The sequence below is a fragment of the Oceanobacillus caeni genome (assembly GCF_042678465.1).
GTDB classification, from domain to species: domain Bacteria; phylum Bacillota; class Bacilli; order Bacillales; family Amphibacillaceae; genus Oceanobacillus; species Oceanobacillus caeni.
Genome location: NZ_JBHTKV010000018.1, coordinates 51469 through 71424 on the forward strand (window position 1 = coordinate 51469; position 19956 = coordinate 71424).

Sequence of the window (19956 nt, forward strand, 5' to 3'; positions counted from 1 at the left end):
AATATTGTGTCAACCATTAAGGTTTAAAAGATAATCAAACCTCTATCGTCATATACCGAATCTCCACTATTACCTGAGCCACGACGGATTGCACGGTCGAGCGCCATAATAGTCGCAACTGCGCCATCTATCTTTTCTGTGCTTTTTTCCTTATCCGGTTTCACGTTGCCTGCCGGATCAGTTTTTATAAAAATGTTGTCCATCATCCATCGAAGCACTGGATGCCCACCGTGCGCTATTCTTTCTTCTAATGTCAATTTCATCAGTTCTTTGGTTGGTGGTGACATATCTTTAAAGCCTTGACCGAATGGAACGACAGTAAAGCCTGCTCCTTCAAGGTTCTGAACCATTTGAACAGCACCCCATCGGTCAAAAGCAATCTCTCGAATGTTATACTTTTCTCCAAGTTCTTCAATAAACCGCTCAATGTAGCCGTAATGCACTACATTGCCTTCAGTGGTTAGAATATATCCCTGTTTCTCCCAAAGATCGTATTGTACATGGTCTCTTCGAACTCGGAGGTCAATGTTGTCTTCTGGCATCCAAAAATACGGAAGAACAATGTATTTATCTGTTTCATCCTCCGGTGGGAAAACTAGTACAAAGGCTGTAATATCTGTTGTAGAAGATAAGTCAAGACCTCCATAACACACCCGTCCTTCGAGACTTTCTGGTATAACTGGAAATGCACAGGCATCCCACTTTGCCATTGGCATCCATCGGACAGATTGTTTAACCCACTGATTTAAGCGCAATTGCCGGAAGCTGTTCTCCTCAGCTGGGTTCTGCTTTGCACTTTCACAAGCAGCTCTTACCTTGTCAATCCCCACTGTAATTCCCAAGCTTGGATTTGCCTTTTTCCACACTTTTGGGTCTGTCCAATCATCCTCTTCTTTGGCTCCGTAGATTACGGGATAAAAAGTGGGGTCGTATTTTCTTCCCTCAATAATATCAACCGCTTTCTGGTGTGTTTCGTAGCAGATACTCTGGGTATCCGTTCCCGCAGTGGTGATAAGAAAATAGAGTGGTTGGGTTCTCGCATCCCCAGATCCTTTCGTCATAACGTCAAATAATTTCCGGTTTGGCTGAGTATGAAGTTCATCAAAAACAACACCATGTATATTGAAGCCGTGTTTAGAGTAGGCTTCAGCCGACAATACCTGATAGAAGCTGTTGGTTGGCAGGTACACCAATCGTTTAGTCGAAGCCAGCAACTTTACACGTTTATTTAGTGCCGGACACATCCGTACCATATCGGCTGCTACTTCAAATACAATTGATGCCTGCTGGCGGTCGGCGGCACAACCGTACACCTCCGCCCGTTCCTCCCCATCACCGCAAGTGAGGAGAAGTGCAATTGCTGCGGCAAGCTCGCTTTTTCCCATCTTTTTAGGTATTTCTACATAAGCAGTATTAAACTGCCGATATCCATCTGGCTTTAAAATTCCGAATAAATCACGGATTATTTGCTCCTGCCAATCGATAAGTTCAAAAGGCTTACCTGCCCATAAACCTTTCGTATGGGAGAGTGCTTCGATAAAAGCTACAGCGTAATCAGCAGCATCCTTATCGTAATATGACCCATCAGCTATAAAGGCGGTCGGCTTATATTTCTTCAGTTTCCGCATAAACACCGCCCCTTTTATGAAAAAGGACAAAAGAAAAGAGCCTCAATCCTATAGATGAAGCCCTTCTCCTTATCCTAGTTAAATTTTATTTACTTCTTTTCATCCACTTCCCCCGTCAGTATGAAATGAGCATATTCCGTTTTATGGTCTATTAAATAGACTACCAATTCATAAAACCCTCGTTCATTTGCTTCATACTGAACTCGGTTTGCATCAAACATATTTGTGACTCCACTTTCTCGGATGGAAAGGATTTGTTCTTTGATTATCTCATTCATTTATTACCTCCTCCGATTCATGTTTACTCTTCGATTCTCTTGCATAAATCCTCACCAAAGGCCACTCCAAGGGAACCACCAGAATCCCAACTGACGTGAATCGTTCCTATGTCATCAACACTAGTGACCGTACCTTTCGCTCCAGGCTGAAGTTTGGTATAGGGGTCGTTCATTTTAAGTAGCATGACACGTGTCCCTGGAGTGTAATAGCCTCTAAGTTGCTTTAACATTTCTGGGTGAATGATATTCATTGTTCACTCACCTCCTGCTTTGCCGTTCCGCTTTTGAAAGCGGAGCTACCTGACAGCTTGGAGAGAAGAATCTTTCGTTCCATCTTATATTCTGGGCCGATAAAACCAAGCCTTAGCAGGAAGCAACGGAAAGCATACTTTTCATTTTCTACTGATTTCTCGGTGGTGTTGACACGGGTCTGTTTTTTCGCCATTTCGCAAAGTGCCGTGACAAAATGGGTGTATGCCTTAACCTCTTCTGAGGAGCACTCACCTTGAAACCAAGGGAAGGCGACATATTCCTCATCTTCAATGATGGGAATGGAGTCCGTATCAAGTGCTTTCTTTATAAGAGTAGCTTTACTTTCTACTAATCCTTTTAGGTTCTCGATTGCTGTGTCGGTAAAATCCGCCCTTGGCATTTGAATTATCAGATTGATAGATTCTTCAGTTTCATTGGTTTCTACTTTCGGAGATGGTGTGTCAAATTCTTCTGAAATTGCTTTGAAGTCGTGAAGTCCCAATAGATCATCGACCAGTTCCTTATTATCTGGTCCGCTAAGTACCCCGTTTTTGTTAACATTGTAGTCTGCCACCTCATATGCAAATGTAGGTGCCCCGAGATATTTTACAGGGGCATTTAGTTCTTGGCTGATTGCGTTAACCAGTGCTTTTCTTTTTGGTCCTGTAACATTATAGTTAATCTGCATTTTCATACCGCCTTTCTACTTTCGGTACGTACATATATCACTCTAAAAGCTGTTAATATCAAGTCATTTAGAGCATCTTTCTGTAGAAAATACTGTTCCATTAATCGGCGGTATTTTGTGTAGATAACACAATGCCAGTCAGCACAAAACAAACGCATGGAAGTGCTACACCATTACCCCACATTTTGTATTCAGCTGAATCGGAATGAGGATTGTTAAGCCATTTTATAATCTGATTTCTTGTTTTTGGCTTTTTGCTTTTACCTATAATTTTGCGGTGAGTTTCCCAAACCTCCGTCCAGAATGAAATTTCATCTTCTATAGGATTTTCCGTACCAAGGTCAACACACCAATCATCGGGGAAGCCTTGCAATCTTGCACATTCCGTTGGTGTAAGCCTTCGAACAATATAGTCCGGTTCAACCAAGCCATTTTGATAACCTGGATTGGTGCCATTGATAATCGTATTTGATGTACCATCCTGTCTGTAGCATTGACTTTCAGCTTTCATCTGAGGATAAAACGAAGCTGGTTGCGCCACTGCTCCAGGACCTTTAGCTGTGAGCGTAGGTTGCTGTTCTTCATCTATAGTCGGTTTATATAGAGCGTTCTTTCCTTGATTAAAAGCCGCCCGATCAATACCGTAAGAAGGCTGAGTCACAACAGGAGCATCCTTATAATCTCTCGACAATAACGTTGGTGCTTTATCTTCTTCAACCTGTGCATAGGCTCCGGTAGTCATGGCATAGGCAACAGCATGGCGATCAGCGGTATTAAGCGTAAAAGAGACCTCTTCATCTATACCGCTTCCTTTGGGACCATTTTTATCCTCTCTTCCAATCATCGAGCCTTGCAGAGCAACTACTGCAATACCACCTTGATTACACCCCGGATTTCCTCCATTGGCATCAATAGTTCGAGAAGTATCCGCTTCATATATACCGCTATGTGGATTGCTTGACTGCATGGAATTGCTTTTATCAGAACATATGCCATATGCGGTAGGCACAAAAACGGTTTGATCATTATTGCATCCAAGAGTTGCAGACTTATCATCTTGTATCAATGCACCCTTACCACCGCCTTCACAGCCAGAGCGGATTTTTAACGTTTTAGGAGTGTTCATAATAAGGGGTACATTCCCGCCACCAGTTCCCATCCGAGAGGTTAGCGTCTGTACTTTATTATCCTCCGAGAGTTTCACACGGCTATCGGTTGGATGGTTTTCTATTACAACAGCTGTTTGATTATCTCCCATGTTTGCACGAAGTGATCCACTTAAGTTTTCGTCAGTATGTCCCCCAATGCGAGAAGCCGCACCAGGTTCAAAGGACATGACTGTACCCGGGACAACGCCTGCTCTAAGTGTAGGGGAGCGTTCTTCCTCATATCCTACACTTCTGCTCTTGGCACTGTGTTCAGTACAAAATCCGCTTGACTGCATTACGCAAGGCTGGTGTCCATGTTCCTCTGCTCGAAGTGTTGCAGTAATATCCTTCGAAACAGACATCACTCTTCCGCCTTGGTCATTTAGGCAAGTTATGCTATCGCCTGTTTTTCCAGTGCATTTTTTAGCATTGTCGGCAGTTCTTTGCCACGGGCTGCCGCTCGGCGTAAAATTCCTTGGCATGCCTTCGGACTCAAATAGTATTTCTCCGGCACATCTGTCTGCAAAATCTGCGACAAGGTAGATTCTACGACGACGTTGGGGGACTCCGAAATATTGCGCATCGATAGTTCGGTAAGCCACACTCCATCCGTCTCCCATATAGATGTCTGCGTAAGGCCATCGTCTTTTTTCAGGAAAAGGCACCGAGGTGTTCGGTTCTTTGACACCGATGACCGTTTCGAGGACTGCCCTGAAGTCCTCTCCTTTATTTGACGAGAATGCGCCGGGGACATTTTCCCAGACTGCGTATCTTGGATATTGTCCATTGGTCTTACACCTCATTTCTTTAATAATTCGGATTGCTTCATAAAAAAGGACGGATTGCTCTCCGTCCAGACCGGCTCTTTTACCCGCCACACTCATATCCGTGCAGGGAGAGCCAAAGGTTATGATATCTACAGGCGGAAGCTCCGCACCATTTAATTTGTTTATATCTCCATAATGCTTCATCTGAGGGATGCGTTTAGTCGTAACCCGTATAGGAAACGGCTCAATTTCAGATGCCCATAACGGTTCGATGCCACAAAGCAAACTACCTAAAGGAAAACCACCACTGCCATCAAAGAGGGAACCAAGTGTCAATTTACTCATCCTCATTCACCTCCGGCAGGTCACAATATCTCATGTTTGACAGCGAAAACCACAGAAATGCCTTTGTAATGGGCGTTTCTGTGGTTTTTTTGGTCTTTAAAAGTGAGTACTATTTCTGCTTTTTAACTTGTTTCAAAATTTTTTTCATCTTTTGAATGGTCACTATTTCCGTATCTGTTCGGAAACCGAAAACATCATGAAGTTTGTCGGTTACATCTGTTCTGGTGTAGGTGGGGACATAACCTTCGTTTGTATATTCCAGCACCTTCATATCCCGTAACGTTTGAATGATTTCACAACAAGTAGCCGATTCGTCAATTTTCTTCTCGATCAGTCGGTAGCTCAATAACGAAAGAAAACATACTAGAAAATGTGCCTTGATTCGTTCATCTTTTTGGAGGAAAACGGGTCGTGTTCGCATTTCACTTTTCAGAATTTGAAAGGTCTCTTCAATTTCCCAACGTCTGCGATTGATTTTCACAATCTCCTCAGGCGTACTTTCTAAATTTGTACAAACCCCATAAAAGCCATCATATTTCGCTTCTTCATCAATCTTTGCAACATTGATGGTGTGACTGCTTTTTTCAGCAATTTCACCGTCCTTTGTGACATGGGTGGATTGGATAAAACGATCCGGGGTATTTGCGCGTTTCTTTTCGATCTGGGAAGGGTTGTTCACCTTCTTTTGGGCACGCTCAATTTGTTTTTCCCGAATGGCTGCTTGATAACGCTTATGTTTCGGTGAAAAGGTAACGATCAGTTTCTGTTCCAATCCATTTTCATTGATCCAGCGTTCCTTGTAATACACTTGTGTATCGGTTTCAAGTTTGAGATCATCCAGATCAATCCATCGCTTTTTCTTCTTGTCAGTGGTCACTTGCTTGGCATCAGCGACCTGCCATCCAGAAGAATCTAGCGCCCAATCCTTCAAATGCTTTTTTAATTTCTTAATCGATTGCGTGGTTACAAAAGCACGGTCACCCATCGAGTTGTACAGTCGGTTTTCATGCGAAGAAAGTCCAGCATCTGTACAGACTACAAATTTGGACAGCTCAAAATCTTTTAAGATTCGTTTCTCTAAAGGCTTTAATGTGGGTTGTTCGTTTTGATTCCCAGGATGAATAGAAAAAGCGAGGGGAAGCCCGCTGCCATCCATGAAGAGTCCCATTTGCACGATAGGGTTGGGTCGATTTTCTTTGGATAACCCATATTGTTTCAGGCCGATGGCTTCTTCGATCTCAAAGTAAAAATTTGTGCAGTCGTAGTAAAGGAGCTCTGTCTTTCGTTCAACGATAGCCATGCTGTTATTGTATACCGCCCGCTCAATGACATCGGATTCCTCGGCTAGGATATCTAATGCACGGTACATGTGCTGTTTTTCTGTCGCATGGGACTCCAATAGCTCATCTGCCCGTTCCAGCGTCCCTTTTTTTGATGTAGGATGAAGAATTCGCATATAAATTAATAGAGCCAGAATCTTGTTTAGATCGTATGTAAAATGGTGCTTGTCTGATATATTTTTACAAATGACATCCAATTTCAATTGATGATAAATGGATTTAATAAAAAGGTAGCCGACGTTAAAAGACCGTTTTTTCCCCTTAGGTATAGATCTGTTTGGGTCATGCTTGATAATGATTGTTTCCGATTTTTTCTTCGCATCCTCTGTTAATTTTTTTGCGTATGCCCGAGCCCATTCTTCCGGATCAACCCCTGGGTGTTTTTCGCGAATTTGTTGTTCGTTTCCTAAAGCCTCGATAACTTTGGTTGTTGATTTTCCATTGATATCTCTCACGTTTTCAATAACCGAATAGGAGACAGAATTCTTAGATACACTTTTTTTAATGCGCACAGAAATCCCCCAATGCCCATAATATACCCTTATTATACATTAGTACTAAATAGTACTCAATAATTATCATGAAAAATTGACAAAAAAATAAAGCCATTGCAGGCTTTGGGGGCATTTAATTATTATTTAGGTGTCAAACTCCCGAGTCAAAGACTGACGAATTTTATTATACATAGTTCCACATAATTTGTAAATAGTTATTTTAAACTTTTTTATAGATTATTGTTATTAACCCTCCATTTAGTAGTAAGTAATAATATCTATTATTAAATATTTTATTTCTATCAGCTTATTAGGTTATAATGGACAAAAAGATAATTATGGAGGGTTAACCATGTCAGGGTTATTAGAAGGAAAAAACATTGTTGTAATGGGCGTTGCAAACGAAAGAAGCATCGCTTGGGGAATTACCAAATCTTTACACCAAGCTGGTGCAAATCTAATATTTACGAATAGACAGGAACGTTCTTATAAAAAGTTAGTAAAACTGTTAGAGAAACACGAAATTGAGCCTAAATTAATTGTATCTTGTGATGTTGCCAGTGACGAGAGTATTAATGAGGCATTTGCCAAAATTAAAGATGAAATTGGTGTAATTCATGGATTAATTCATTCCGTAGCTTTTGCAAACCGTGAAGAACTACAGGGGGAATATGCTGACACTTCACGAGATGGATTTCTTCTTGCTCAAGAGATAAGTGCCTATTCATTAGTTGCAGTTACGAAAGCTGCTAAGGAAATAATGACAGAGGGCGGGAGTATTGTTACTCAAACCTATTTGGGAGCAGAAAGAGTCATTCCAAATTACAACGTCATGGGAGTTGCTAAAGCATCACTGGAAGCAAGTGTGCGTTACTTGGCAGAAGACGTTGGAAAATATGGTATTCGTGTAAATGCTATTTCTGCTGGGCCAATTCGTACTCTTTCTGCAAAAGGAGTATCTGGATTTAATGAAAAAACTCATCTTTTAGAAGAAAAAGCACCTTTACGCCGTGGGGTAGACCAAGATCAAGTAGGTGATGCAACATTATTCTTCGTTAGTGACCTATCTAGAGGAATAACAGGTGAAGTACTACACGTTGACTCTGGGTTCCATATCATCGGTGGGTAATTTTCTTTTAGAAAACTTGAAGATTAATTTTCTACTTTCAGAGTTTTTTGCATAGAAAATTAAAAAGTTGCGTTCTAATGATTTAGGAAAAAACGAAAGTGTGTGACAAGTTTAATGTTAACTTATTACACACTTTCAAATTTTTATTCTATCTCATATCGTGATTTTATCTAGCTGACTATTAAATTAAACGCACCCCTCATTCCTCCCAAACAATTCAAGAAAGGCCCTTTGTTTATCTTTGGATTTCCTATATTCTTCATTCGTGATGGTTTTTAATAATTTTGTTTTTGTTTTTTTGCTCAGGTTGGAATGTTTCACTTTTTCCCGGGCCACAGCAAGGAAACTAAGATATTGTTCATAAGAATCGTCATAGATTTCCCCCAGTTCATTACAAATTACTTTTGACAACCCAGGGCTAGCTCCTTCTGTTGCTACACTGATCGTCAATTTCCCTCTCGATAGCTTCGCGGGGACTTGAAAATTGCCAAGTTCCTGATTATCTACAACATTGACAAGTTGATGGTTTCCGGCTGATGATGCAACGAATGCGTTAACTTCCCTACTATTTGTGGCTGCAATTACAATCCAGGTAGCTTCCAGATCAGTTGGTTCAAATTCCTTATTTCTCCAAGAAATTTGCTTATCAATAAACAGTTTTTCTACATTTGCATGGAGCTTCGGGCTAACGACAGTTACGCTTGCACCAGCCTGTATCAAGCTAACTATTTTTCTGTAGGCGATCTGCCCACCACCTACAACGACCGCATCCTTCCCTTTTATGTTCAGCATTATGGGATATGATTCCATTCTTTAACCACCCTGTAAGCAAACTTTATATAGACCCATTTTTTTATTTTTTAATGTTATAAGGCTTGGCATTCGTCAAGCCTTTGGATGAATGCCGTAGTTGCACTTATGCAAATCGGAGACCTAGAAAGAAAATCTTGTACTTTCCGTTTTGCTACATAGGGCCATTTTTAATCATGGAAGTCTAATCCCGATTGTACTTCTTTCACATGACCTGCACGGATTACAAAGTCCCCAAAATGTTCGCCCTCTTGCCTTTCCTTTGCGTATTGAAAAATAAGCGGCCGAAGCAATTCTAATATTTCTTCTTCACCGATATTTTCCCGGTAAAGTTTATTCAGCCGGTCTCCAGCAAAACCAGCTCCTAAATACATATTATATTTACCCGGCCCTTTGCCGATAAAAGCAATTTCTCCTAAAGCGGGACGTGAACATCCATTTGGGCAACCCGACATGCGTATAATAATTTCTTGATCACGTAATCCCGCCTCGTCGATAATCAACTCCAGTTTATCTAATAGTAAAGGCAGATATCGTTCCGACTCGGCCATCGCCAGCCCACAAGTTGGGAAGGCAACACAGGCCATTGAATTCCGTCGCAATGCGGAATACTGCTTCCCATCTGTTAATCCATATTTGTCAATCAGTTGAATAATGTCCTGTTTTTCGTGTTCCGACACATTACTTATAATTAGGTTTTGGTTCGGAGTAAGCCGGAAATCACCGGTATGAATTTTGGCGATTTCGCGCAAACCGGTCATCAATGGATATTCATCCGAATCTTTAATCCGACCGTTTTGGATAAAAAGAGTAAAATGCCATTTGTCATTACTTCCCTTCACCCAACCGTAACGGTCTCCATTATGATCGAAATGATAGTTACGCGGTGCTTGCAGTTTCCAACCTAACCTTTCATTGAGTTCAGTAACAATCCACTCCAGTCCCCGTGCATCGATGGTATATTTGAATCTAGCATTCTTTCTTACGGACCGGTTACCATAATCACGCTGGATCGTGATCACCTTCTCTGCTACTTCGATAAGCTTATCTGGTGTACAGAAACCAATTACTCGGGCTAACTGAGGATATGTTTCCTTATCACCATGCGTCATCCCCATGCCGCCTCCAACAGCAATATTAAATCCCGCAAGTTTTCCATCTTCTATAATTGCTATAAATCCTAGATCTTGGGAAAATACATCAATATCGTTAGAAGGTGGAACTGCCACGCCAATCTTAAATTTGCGCGGTAAATAGAGTGCACCATACATCGGCTCCGTCTCTTCCGCTGTTTCCTGACTATCAACCACTTTTTCCCCATCAAGCCAAATTTCATGATAAGCGTTTGTTTGTGGCGAGAGATACTCACTTAGTTTCTGAGCCCACCCGTAAACTTCGCTGTGAATTTCGGACTGATAAGGATTCGGATTACACATGACATTTCGATTTACATCACCGCAAGCTGCCAATGTATCCATCAATGCCGCATTAATTTCCTGAATGGTTTGTTTCATATTCCACTTTAAAATTCCATGCATTTGAAACGACTGTCGAGTAGTCAATTTGAGTGTTCCATTGCCATATTTACAGGCCACATCGTCCATCACCAACCATTGCTCCGGTGTCGCAACACCACCCGGAGCACGCACACGTACCATGAACTGGTAAGCTGGTTCTAACTTTTGGCGCCTACGTTCATTTCGCAGATCCCGATCATCTTGCAAATAACTTCCATGAAACTTCATTAATCGATTATCGTCATCGGGTATCCCTGAACTGATCGGATCTTGGATTGTCTCCATGAGCGTCCCACGCAAATAGTTACTCTCACGCTTTATCCGCTCCACATCACTAGGTGTTCCGGGCTGCGGGGGTAAAATCACTTTATTTGTCATTTCGTTAACTCCTCTCACTCTTGTCTCAATATACATCACGTTGATATCGCTTCTGCTGTTGCAGTTTAGCTAAATAATCCGCTGCTTCCTCTGCACTCATGCCGCTTTCCTTTTCAATGATTTTGAGTAAGGTAGCATGGACATCGGTTGCCATGTGCTTTTCATCACCACAAACATAAATGACTGCTCCTTCTTCTAACCATTGGAAAAGTTCTTGACTTCTTTCCAGCATCCGGTGCTGCACATAAACCTTTTCGTCTGTATCACGAGAAAATGCTACATCCATCCGTGTTAGCACACCTTCCTTCAGCCATCGCTGCCACTCAACTTGATACAGAAAATCTGTAACGAAATGTTGATTGCCAAAGAACAACCATGTTTTCCCGCTTGCATCAATTTCCTCCCATTCTTCCAAAAACGCTCTGAATGGGGCGACTCCAGTACCAGGCCCAACCATAATCAATGGTGTATCAGGGTCGTCTGGTAATCTAAAATTATCGTTACGCTGAACATAAACCGGCAAGGTATCACCTGGTTCTGTACGTATAGCACATTGTCCGGAACAGACCCCCTCCCGAATACGACCATGTGCCTCATAACGAACCGTCCCGATTGTGAGATGCACCTCATCCGGGTTTGCCTTAAAGCTACTTGCGATAGAATATTGTCGAGCAGGAATCTTTCTAAGAATCGAAACAAATTCAACAGCAGGAATATCCCACGGTCCAAAATCACGTACAACATCTAATAAATCTCGGCCATAACTATATTCCTTCCATGCTTCGGTTTGCTCCGAATGCAATAATTCCTTTAGGTTATTATTAGACGAAAGCAGTGCCAGCTTTTGCAGTAGTGGTTTCGTTAATACCGTAATCTCGTAATGCTTACGTAATGCTTCTTCCAATGGAATGATCTCGTCGTTCTTCAACTGTATTGGCGTTGCAGCATCCCACCCCATCTCCGCAATCAAGCTATCTACTAAAACGGAATCATTTTCTGGGTAAATAGCTAAGCTATCCCCTGGTTCAAATTCTAAATGAGATCCTTCGAGTGATAATTCCAGATGACGTGTTTCCTTATTCGATCCACGTCCATTCAAATTTATATTTTCAAGGACTTCAGCTTGAAAAGGGTTCGTTCTTGAATAAGTCGATTTTTCCACAACTTCCAAAGTAGCTGCTGCTTGCTTATTAGAAATTCCACCCGTTTTCTCCTGTAATTCTGTTAATTTCGATGTGACACTTGCAAACCATTCTGCAGCCGGATCATCATAATCCAAGTCACAATCAATACGAGGACTCATTTGTTTGGCACCTAATTCTAACAATCGTGCATCAAATTGTTTTCCCGTTTCGCAAAAAGAATCATAGGAACTATCTCCTAAGGACAAAACAGAATAACTTAACTGATCTAACTTTGGCGCTCTTTTGCTAAAAACAAATTCATAAAATGGCAAGGCATTATCTGGTGGGTCACCTTCACCTTGCGTACTGACAATCAACAACAGGTTCTCCAATTTTTTTAATGTCTTCGGTTTAAAATCACTCATTGAAGCAAGGGTTACTTGGAAATTCTGTGCTTTTAACTTTTTAGAGAAGTCTTCTGCCAACGCTTGACCATTACCTGTCTGTGACCCATATAGAATGGTGACTTCCGTTACAGATGCAGGAACTTCCTGCACAGCTGTACTTCCAGATATCTGCGGCTTACTACCTGTTGGGATTGCACTTAAATATCCTCCCAACCAAATTTGTTGCGTCTCCGTCAACATTGGCAGAAGCTGGTTAAGTAGTTCTGCCTGTTTTTCATCAAAGGGACTGTTTTTTACCTGAAGTTGCATTTCTTTCCACCTCTTTCACAAACGGAACTTCCGATTATTTCAATCTGATTTTTTCACTTTTTTCAACTTGAACGACATAGTTATCTTGGATGACTAATGTAATACGCCCATAATTCATCGTTTCTAGCATCGTATTAATTTTTTCAATGGTAAGATTGATATTATTTTGTTTACGATTTGACATCCATACCATCCTTTCAAGAAAATCAATTTAGATTCGGTTCTTTCTCAAGTAACCCCTTTACCTGTTCTACCAGTACTTCTTGGGTATTTTTATGATAACCAAGGTTTTCACAGAGGATGAACTGTTCTTCGGAGGTTGATTGGTCAGAAATTTTTTTTGCTATATTATTCATTAAAATTCCCGTGAATAATAAGTACGGAATAATAAATACTTGCTTTTTAGCCGTTTGCTTTAGTTTTTGCAATGCCTCATCAAAACTAGGCTTTGCCCCGTAAAGGAAACAAACATCAACTTGGTTAATCGCATATTTTTCTTTCAGCAGTTGAGCAATCTTGGTTAAATCACGCTTGACAGCTGGATCACTACTACCTCTCCCTACAAGTAAAACAGATGCATCGTTCCTAATAGCTACCTGTTGTTCACGTATCCGGTCGTATAGACTATCTATCATTTTCGTATGAATCCCAAGTGCACTTCCATATGTAAAAGTGACGTTTGGATACTTGTTCTTCCCAATTTCGATTTCTGCTGGAATATCTTCTTTGGCATGTTTCGCCGTTAAAAGAAGGATAGGGACGACAGCAATATGTGTGGCACCTTTTTCAACACAGACTGCAATTCCCGATTCAATACTTGGTTTCGCTAATTCTAAAAAGCAAATTTCTTGAATCGGAACATCGATCAGTGGTTTGCAACGTTCAATAAAATGAATAACTTCTTCGACACCTGATTTTATCCGGCTGCCATGACCAACATATAAAACGGCCTGCATATCCATTCACACCTTCCGGGTAGTTATACAAATGTTTCCTCCATGATTCTTTGATTCAATCCTTTTTGTTCAAACCACTGAATTTCCTCTCTTAGTTTCACAACTTCTCCGACAATAATCATACTTGGATTTTTTATTTCAGACTTTCTTGCAATTTCAGCAATGGTAGAAAGCGTGCCAGTAATCGTATGCTGTTCTTCCATTGTTCCCAAATGTACGAGTGAAACCGGCGTGCTTTCAGGTCGACCATTCTTCATCAATTGCTCGCAAATGTAAGGTAAATTACCGACACCCATGTAAATGGCCAACGTATCAATACCTTTTGCAAGGCTTTCCCAGTGAATCGTGTCATTTTTACCAGCCTGCATATGACCAGTTACAATAGCAAAACTAGAACTGAGATCACGATGGGTGACAGGGATGCCTGCATAAGCAGGGGCAGCAATTCCCGATGTAATTCCTGGAACCACTTCAAAGACGATTCCATTTTCCGCAAGTGCCTGCGCTTCTTCTGCTCCTCTGCCAAAAACAAAAGGATCCCCGCCTTTGAGACGGGTAACAACCTTTCCTTGCTTTGCATACTTAACCATAAAGTAGTTAATTGTCTCTTGTTTCATAGCGTGATAGGTTGGAAGTTTTCCGCAATAAAGCAAGTCTGCACCTGCTTTCGCATAATCTAACAATTTCTTATTAATTAAACGATCATACAGGATAACATCTGCTTCTTGAATAGCCTTCTTTCCTTTAACAGTGATTAAATCAACATCACCGGGCCCAGCCCCTACTATATATACTTTCCCCATCTCTTTTCCTCCCTCTTACCATTACCACTCCGTAAAATTACTAGTTTTCGATTTTTTCCCGCTGCAATCCTGCTATTAATACATTAATCACTTCTGGACGACTAAAGGTAGCTGGTGGCTGCTCACCGTTGCGGAGCATTTCTCTTACCTTCGTACCTGACAAGATGACATGGTCACTTGCATCATGTGGACATGTTTTTGGTGTTGCCATACTCGCACATTGATTGCAATAAAAGCTATGCTCAAAAAATAATAATTGGATCCCGAGTTCTTCTGCCGTAAAGTTACTGAATATTTTTTGGGAATCATATGTCCCGTAATAATTACCAACACCAGCATGATCACGGCCAACGATAAAATGTGTGCAGCCAAAGTTCTTTCTTACCATCGCATGGAAAACAGCTTCCCTTGGTCCTGCGTAGCGCATTGCTGCTGTAAATACACCTAAAAACACACGGTCTTTTGCATAATAGTTTTCTAGTAATACTTCATAGCTTTTCAGGCGAACATCTGCTGGAATATCGTCTGACTTCGTTTCACCTACTAGTGGGTTTAGAAATAAACCATCCACTATTTCTAAAGCAGACTTTTGAATATATTCATGTGCCCGATGAACCGGATTTCTTGTTTGAAATCCAACGACTGTCTTCCACCCAAGCGCTTGGAATTTCTCACGTGTTTCCCTCGGTTCGAACCTGTAATCAGAAAACTCATCCAGTGGGCGATGTTTAATTAATGTAATGATTCCACCCAAATACACATCTGGACGTTCAAACAACTTTTTCACGCCTGGATGCTTCTGCTCTGTTGTTTGATATACAAGTTGTGCTTCCTTTTCCTTATCCGGTGTAAAAATATCTGACACTTCTATTACCCCGTAGACTTCTCCATCTTTCACCAATTTCACAAAACTGCCAACCGTGATTCTCGCTGCATTCTCCTCTGTTGTTGGTAGTGTAATTGGAATGGTCCACGGCTCACCTGTTGTCAATCTCATATTAGTGAGAACAGAATGATAATCTGCTTCCGTGAGAAATCCACTTAAAGGACTGTAAGCACCGGTTCCAATTAAATCCAAGTCACTGATTGAAATTTCGTCTAGTTCTACAGATTCCGTTATCGTACTGTATGGAAAATCAGGATTCCATCGATTAATTAATTTCCCACCATGTGGTTGGCTTAAGCTCACGTAAATTCCCCCATTTATTATGATTTTTGATGCAAGCCGCACTCTGTCTTTAAGTGATTTGCCCAACGCCCTTCCCTTGATCCACTCTTTGTGTCGCCAGGCAATGTACAAGGAAAACAACCGATACTTGGATAACCTTGATCATGAAGAGGGTTATAGGCCAACTGATATTTCTTCACGTAGTCCCAAATCTCCGTCCAAGACCAATGAATAAGCGGACAGATTTTAACCGATTGGAACGTTTCATCCCGATTAATAAAATTTGTTTGTTTCCTTGTGGCTGATTGCTCCCGCCGAAGCCCAGATATCCATGCTGTTACACCACTTAATGTTTCCCTAAGAGGAATCACTTTCCTCATATAACAACAGCGGTCCGGCTGTCTTTCCCACAGTTTATCGCCATATTTTTCAGCTTGCTCTTCTACCGTTAAGACAGGCTTTTTCATTTCAATTTCCAATTGTGGATACCGCTGCTTCACTTCTTGAATGAGATCTACCGTTTCTTGAAAATGAAGACCAGTATCGAGAAACACTACCTTGGCATTCGGTTTTATTTGCGATATTAAATCAATCATCACAATACCTTCAACCCCAAAACTACAAGCATACACAAGTTCATTATCATAAGTGTCATAAGCCCACTTTAATACGTTTAACGCACCTTTGGATTCATCTTCACTATCATGGAAAAAATCACCGTCATACGTATACCACGAATCGTATGTCAACTTCGCCATCAACATCCCCCTAAAAAAAGGCGACTTTAATCAACCGTTGATTAAAGTCGCCTCTAATATGTATAGTCAGCGAAAAGCCTTTATAAAATTATAATAATTATTGCTTCATACCTTATTAGCTTCTAGGTTTCTAGTCAACTAATAATTATTGATTATAATATACCAACTATTCCGATTAGTCAAGTGCGTTTAAGGAAATACTTACCCCTTTTTTCAAAAGTGTTGCAACCATACATCTTTAGATATATTTTTTATCTTTTAAATAAGTAAGTATGACTTCGACAGATTCTTCAATGCTTAATTTCGTTGTATCTAGCGTTATTTCGGGTTCACGAGGTGCTTCATATGGAGCATCGATACCCGTAAAATTTTTTATTTCTCCCAATCTCGCTTTTTTATAAAGTCCCTTTGGATCACGTTTTTCGCATGCTTCCAAACTTGCTTTTACATAAATTTCGATGAATTCATCGGTCTCAACTAGTTCACGTACTTGATCACGATCTTTGTGATAAGGGGAAATGAAAGCTGTTAATGTAAACAGCCCTGCATCAACCATTAATTTTGACACTTCTCCGATTCTACGTATGTTTTCCGTTCGGTCTTCTGAACTAAATCCTAAATTTTTATTTAAACCATGACGAACATTATCACCGTCAAGGCGATAGGTGTGAATCCCCTTTTTATGCAATGCTGTTTCCAACTTCACTGAAATCGCGGACTTTCCCGAACCGGATAGTCCTGTAAACCAAAGAATAGCGCTTTTGTGACCGTTTAATTCCTGGCGTTTTGCCTTTGTTACTTCTGATTCATGCCAAACAATATTGGTTGACTTTGTCATGATATTTTCCCTCCTAAAACCAAACATGATAAATAACGGTTATTGCTGTAATCATCACTAATACACTTAGTGGTGTGCCTACTTTTACATAGTCACTAAATTTATAACCACCTGGGCCATAAACGATTAAATTGGTTTGATAGCCGATTGGTGTAATAAAACTTGCTGAAGCCGCAATCGCGATCAATACTGCAACTCCCATTGGATTAAGTTCTAAAGATTGAGCCATTTCTAAACCAATCGGCAACATTAGAATCGCAGCAGCACTGTTTGTAAGAAATTCAGTAAAAATGTTCGTCAAAATATACAACACGATTAAAACTACTATGATTCCAGATGATGCACTTACTACCAGTAAACCTGACGCTATCCATTCTGCTAACCCTGTTTTTGTCATTGCTACGCCAATTCCGAATGAACTTGCGATTACTAGTAATACATCAAATTGTATATATTTCTTCGCTTCTTCCGCATGTATCATTTTTGTAATGAACAAGATAACCACTGCCAATGCCATTGCTTTAACCATGGACAACCAGCCAATCGATACAACTATAATCATTCCAATGAAAAGCGTAATGGAAAACCAATCTCTCCAAGCATCTTGATTCAGAGTTTTCGGCGGATCTAATTGGGAAACAACGTAAAAATCATTTGCTTGTTGATACTTCTCTACAAAATCCATGCCCGCTAATAACAATAAGGAATCCCCCGGTTTCAAAATAACGTCCCCAACCTTCCCGTGAATTCGTTCATTATTCCGGTGGATCGCAATCACACCTGCATCGTAGCGTGAACGAAACTGCGACTGTTTAATAGACTTGGATAAAAGCACGGACTGATGAGAAACAACTGCTTCGATTAAACTTGTTTTACCATTTTTAAGGTCATCAAGTTCAAGCTCTGTGCCCGTTCTTAGCTTTAAGCCATTGATTTTTTGCAACTCAGCGATTGTAGCTATCTCCCCTGCAAAGATCAAGCGGTCGCCGGCCTGAATAATGGTTGAATTTCGAACGGGAGAAACACGTTCATTTCGACGAATAATTTCAATTAAATATAATCCATCTAAGTTACGTAATCCTGCTTTCATAACACTTTGATTCACATGTGGAAAGAAATCCTCTACTTCCATTTCCGCAATATACGACTTCACATCTTCCTTCACTTGTTGGCGAAATCCTTTATGATCAGGTAGCAATTTTTTCCCTATTGTGAATAAATAAAGAAAGCCAACCAGTGTTATTGGAATTCCAATCACTGTTAGTGTAAATAATGAAAATCCCTCCAAACCATAATCAAGTAACATCCCATGAACGACAAGGTTTGTAGAAGTTCCCATGAGTGTAATGGTTCCACCTAAAATCGTGACATAAGATAATGGAATCAGGAATTTCGATGGTGAAAACCCGTGCTCCTCACACCAATTTTTTATAATCGGTGTAAATGTGACTGCAATAGGTGTGTTATTAAGGAATGCAGAAAACATCGCAATAGGTACAAAAAAACGCATCATCGCATCTGTTTGTGTACGACTATTTTTCAACCAATATTTCATCACTCGGTCAATAACGCCACTTTTTTGTACTGCACCGGCAACAATAAATAAAAGAGCAACTGTAAGCATTCCTTCATTAGATAAGCCACTGAATGCTTCTTCTGGAGTCAAAATCCCGGTAATTAATAAGATAATTAAAACTGAAAAAATGATCATTCCCGGTTGCGCTACTTCTAATAACAAGCACACGAGCATCCCGATAATCAAAACAAGTACGGCAATCATTTCCAAAGACATCGTTTCCCCCCTTTCTGTGTTCGATTGATTTTAAACGACAAAAAAGGCACCTTTTTAATCGGGTCACATAACCGATTAGAAAGATGCCTTTAGTTGACTAATAAGCATTTATATTATTCATCTGGAAATTTAAATCAATTCTATATTATCCGAATTCTTCTGTCAATAGAATTCGGTGATTTATTTTTATTAATCTTATAAGTTTACTTGTAATAATTACAGAAAACCATATCCAGAAGGAAACCGTCCGCAATACTCATACATCGTTTAGGGTAAGGAGAGAAAATGTTTAATACCCGAACAATTATTAAATTTATGTTTACAATCGCAACTGAGAGTTATTGAAGCGTTACAAAGATGTAAAAAGAGGATTTCTATAACCTTTTTTATGACATATGCAGAAGATGTCAATATAAAAGTTATAATTTGTTTAGAATCTGATAAGAGTTTTTAAACGATTTATAAGAAGAACGTCGTTGAATTATATAAACTTAAAGTTGAAGGGCCAATTAAAAATATGAGTATAAGAAAAGGAGAAGGAAAAATTTGAGAATGTGTTTTATAAAGTTTAAAAAAGTATTATAATAAAAATTATGTAGATACTATAGAGTGGAAAAGCAAGAATTTTGGTAATATCAATTAAGAGTGATTGGATTAATTAAAGTGGGTCAGGGTATTGAATTAATCAGTTAATTTGAACGGAGTAGGCTGTTTGAAAATTTAAGTAAAGATATTGTCACAATAGAGCAACTCTCATTAATCTATGTATATATGGTTATTTCAGATATGGTATATCACTACTTAAATTTATTGCTCATTGACAATAATGATAAACAGAACGATTCATTTCTTGAAAGTGATCATTATATCGATTCCCAGTTTACTTATGTTTCATTGGACACTCTTCTAGATTTAATTGTAGGAACTTAACCGAAGAGTGTCCATGAAACTTGGATCTACGTCAAGTTTTTGGACACAAAAAGATTAAGTTTTTTTGCACAACAACCATTCATGGATTGTTCCACGT

17 protein-coding genes are annotated in these 19956 nt (G+C 40.1%); 1 reads left to right on the forward strand and 16 read right to left on the reverse strand.

Annotation, left to right across the window (positions count from 1 at the left end):
• Positions 1 to 23: 23 nt before the first annotated feature.
• The 6 genes from ACFQ18_RS12930 to ACFQ18_RS12955 form a co-directional block, all read right to left on the reverse strand.
• Positions 24 to 1628: a terminase large subunit gene (locus ACFQ18_RS12930; protein ID WP_204798479.1), complete on the reverse strand. Its 1605-nt coding sequence runs from the start codon at positions 1626 to 1628 to the stop codon at positions 24 to 26.
• 89 nt (positions 1629 to 1717) lie between these two features.
• Positions 1718 to 1906, reverse strand: coding sequence for a DUF5049 domain-containing protein (locus tag ACFQ18_RS12935; RefSeq protein WP_015926203.1), 189 nt, complete (start codon positions 1904 to 1906; stop codon positions 1718 to 1720).
• A 23-nt stretch (positions 1907 to 1929) separates the two neighbouring features.
• The gene (locus tag ACFQ18_RS12940) at positions 1930 to 2157 is read right to left on the reverse strand and encodes a DUF4314 domain-containing protein (RefSeq protein WP_027625337.1); all 228 of its coding nucleotides are present in this window, start codon (positions 2155 to 2157) and stop codon (positions 1930 to 1932) included.
• Complete coding sequence (locus ACFQ18_RS12945) at positions 2154 to 2852, reverse strand: virulence protein (RefSeq protein WP_379566510.1); 699 nt, start codon at positions 2850 to 2852, stop codon at positions 2154 to 2156. Before ACFQ18_RS12945 ends, ACFQ18_RS12940 begins: the two co-directional genes overlap by 4 nt.
• Before the next feature lie 94 nt (positions 2853 to 2946).
• A complete protein-coding gene (locus tag ACFQ18_RS12950; RefSeq protein ID WP_204798481.1) occupies positions 2947 to 5106 on the reverse strand; it encodes a DNA cytosine methyltransferase in 2160 nt (719 codons plus the stop codon).
• Positions 5107 to 5215: 109 nt separating this feature from the next.
• Entirely contained in the window at positions 5216 to 6958 is a 1743-nt protein-coding gene (locus ACFQ18_RS12955; protein ID WP_204798841.1) for an IS1634 family transposase, read from the reverse strand.
• A gap of 334 nt (positions 6959 to 7292) precedes the next feature.
• On the opposite strand from ACFQ18_RS12955, the gene fabI reads away from it, so the two are divergent.
• Entirely contained in the window at positions 7293 to 8069 is a 777-nt protein-coding gene (fabI, locus tag ACFQ18_RS12960; protein ID WP_047184425.1) for an enoyl-ACP reductase FabI, read from the forward strand.
• Between the two features lie 186 nt (positions 8070 to 8255).
• Here fabI and ACFQ18_RS12965 read toward each other — a convergent pair whose 3' ends face one another.
• From ACFQ18_RS12965 to ACFQ18_RS13010, 10 genes are all read right to left on the reverse strand, one after another.
• Positions 8256 to 8879: an NAD(P)-binding protein gene (locus tag ACFQ18_RS12965; RefSeq protein ID WP_204798788.1), complete on the reverse strand. Its 624-nt coding sequence runs from the start codon at positions 8877 to 8879 to the stop codon at positions 8256 to 8258.
• 170 nt (positions 8880 to 9049) lie between these two features.
• Entirely contained in the window at positions 9050 to 10774 is a 1725-nt protein-coding gene (gene cysI / locus ACFQ18_RS12970) for an assimilatory sulfite reductase (NADPH) hemoprotein subunit (RefSeq protein ID WP_204798789.1), read from the reverse strand.
• 25 nt (positions 10775 to 10799) lie between these two features.
• Positions 10800 to 12614, reverse strand: coding sequence for an assimilatory sulfite reductase (NADPH) flavoprotein subunit (locus tag ACFQ18_RS12975; RefSeq protein WP_204798790.1), 1815 nt, complete (start codon positions 12612 to 12614; stop codon positions 10800 to 10802).
• A 34-nt stretch (positions 12615 to 12648) separates the two neighbouring features.
• Entirely contained in the window at positions 12649 to 12798 is a 150-nt protein-coding gene (locus ACFQ18_RS12980) for a YezD family protein (RefSeq protein ID WP_083452620.1), read from the reverse strand.
• A 22-nt stretch (positions 12799 to 12820) separates the two neighbouring features.
• Positions 12821 to 13570 carry a sirohydrochlorin chelatase gene (locus ACFQ18_RS12985; RefSeq protein WP_047184439.1) on the reverse strand — a complete coding sequence of 250 codons (750 nt, stop codon included), beginning with the start codon at positions 13568 to 13570 and terminating at the stop codon, positions 12821 to 12823.
• Between the two features lie 23 nt (positions 13571 to 13593).
• Positions 13594 to 14373: a uroporphyrinogen-III C-methyltransferase gene (gene cobA / locus ACFQ18_RS12990; protein ID WP_047184429.1), complete on the reverse strand. Its 780-nt coding sequence runs from the start codon at positions 14371 to 14373 to the stop codon at positions 13594 to 13596.
• 40 nt (positions 14374 to 14413) lie between these two features.
• On the reverse strand, positions 14414 to 15562 hold the full coding sequence (gene sat, locus ACFQ18_RS12995) for a sulfate adenylyltransferase (protein WP_204798791.1): 1149 nt from the start codon (positions 15560 to 15562) through the stop codon (positions 14414 to 14416).
• A gap of 17 nt (positions 15563 to 15579) precedes the next feature.
• Entirely contained in the window at positions 15580 to 16299 is a 720-nt protein-coding gene (locus ACFQ18_RS13000; protein ID WP_204798792.1) for a phosphoadenylyl-sulfate reductase, read from the reverse strand.
• A gap of 238 nt (positions 16300 to 16537) precedes the next feature.
• Entirely contained in the window at positions 16538 to 17137 is a 600-nt protein-coding gene (gene cysC / locus ACFQ18_RS13005; RefSeq protein WP_204798793.1) for an adenylyl-sulfate kinase, read from the reverse strand.
• Between the two features lie 13 nt (positions 17138 to 17150).
• Positions 17151 to 18929: an SLC13 family permease gene (locus tag ACFQ18_RS13010; RefSeq protein WP_204798794.1), complete on the reverse strand. Its 1779-nt coding sequence runs from the start codon at positions 18927 to 18929 to the stop codon at positions 17151 to 17153.
• Positions 18930 to 19956: the final 1027 nt, after the last annotated feature.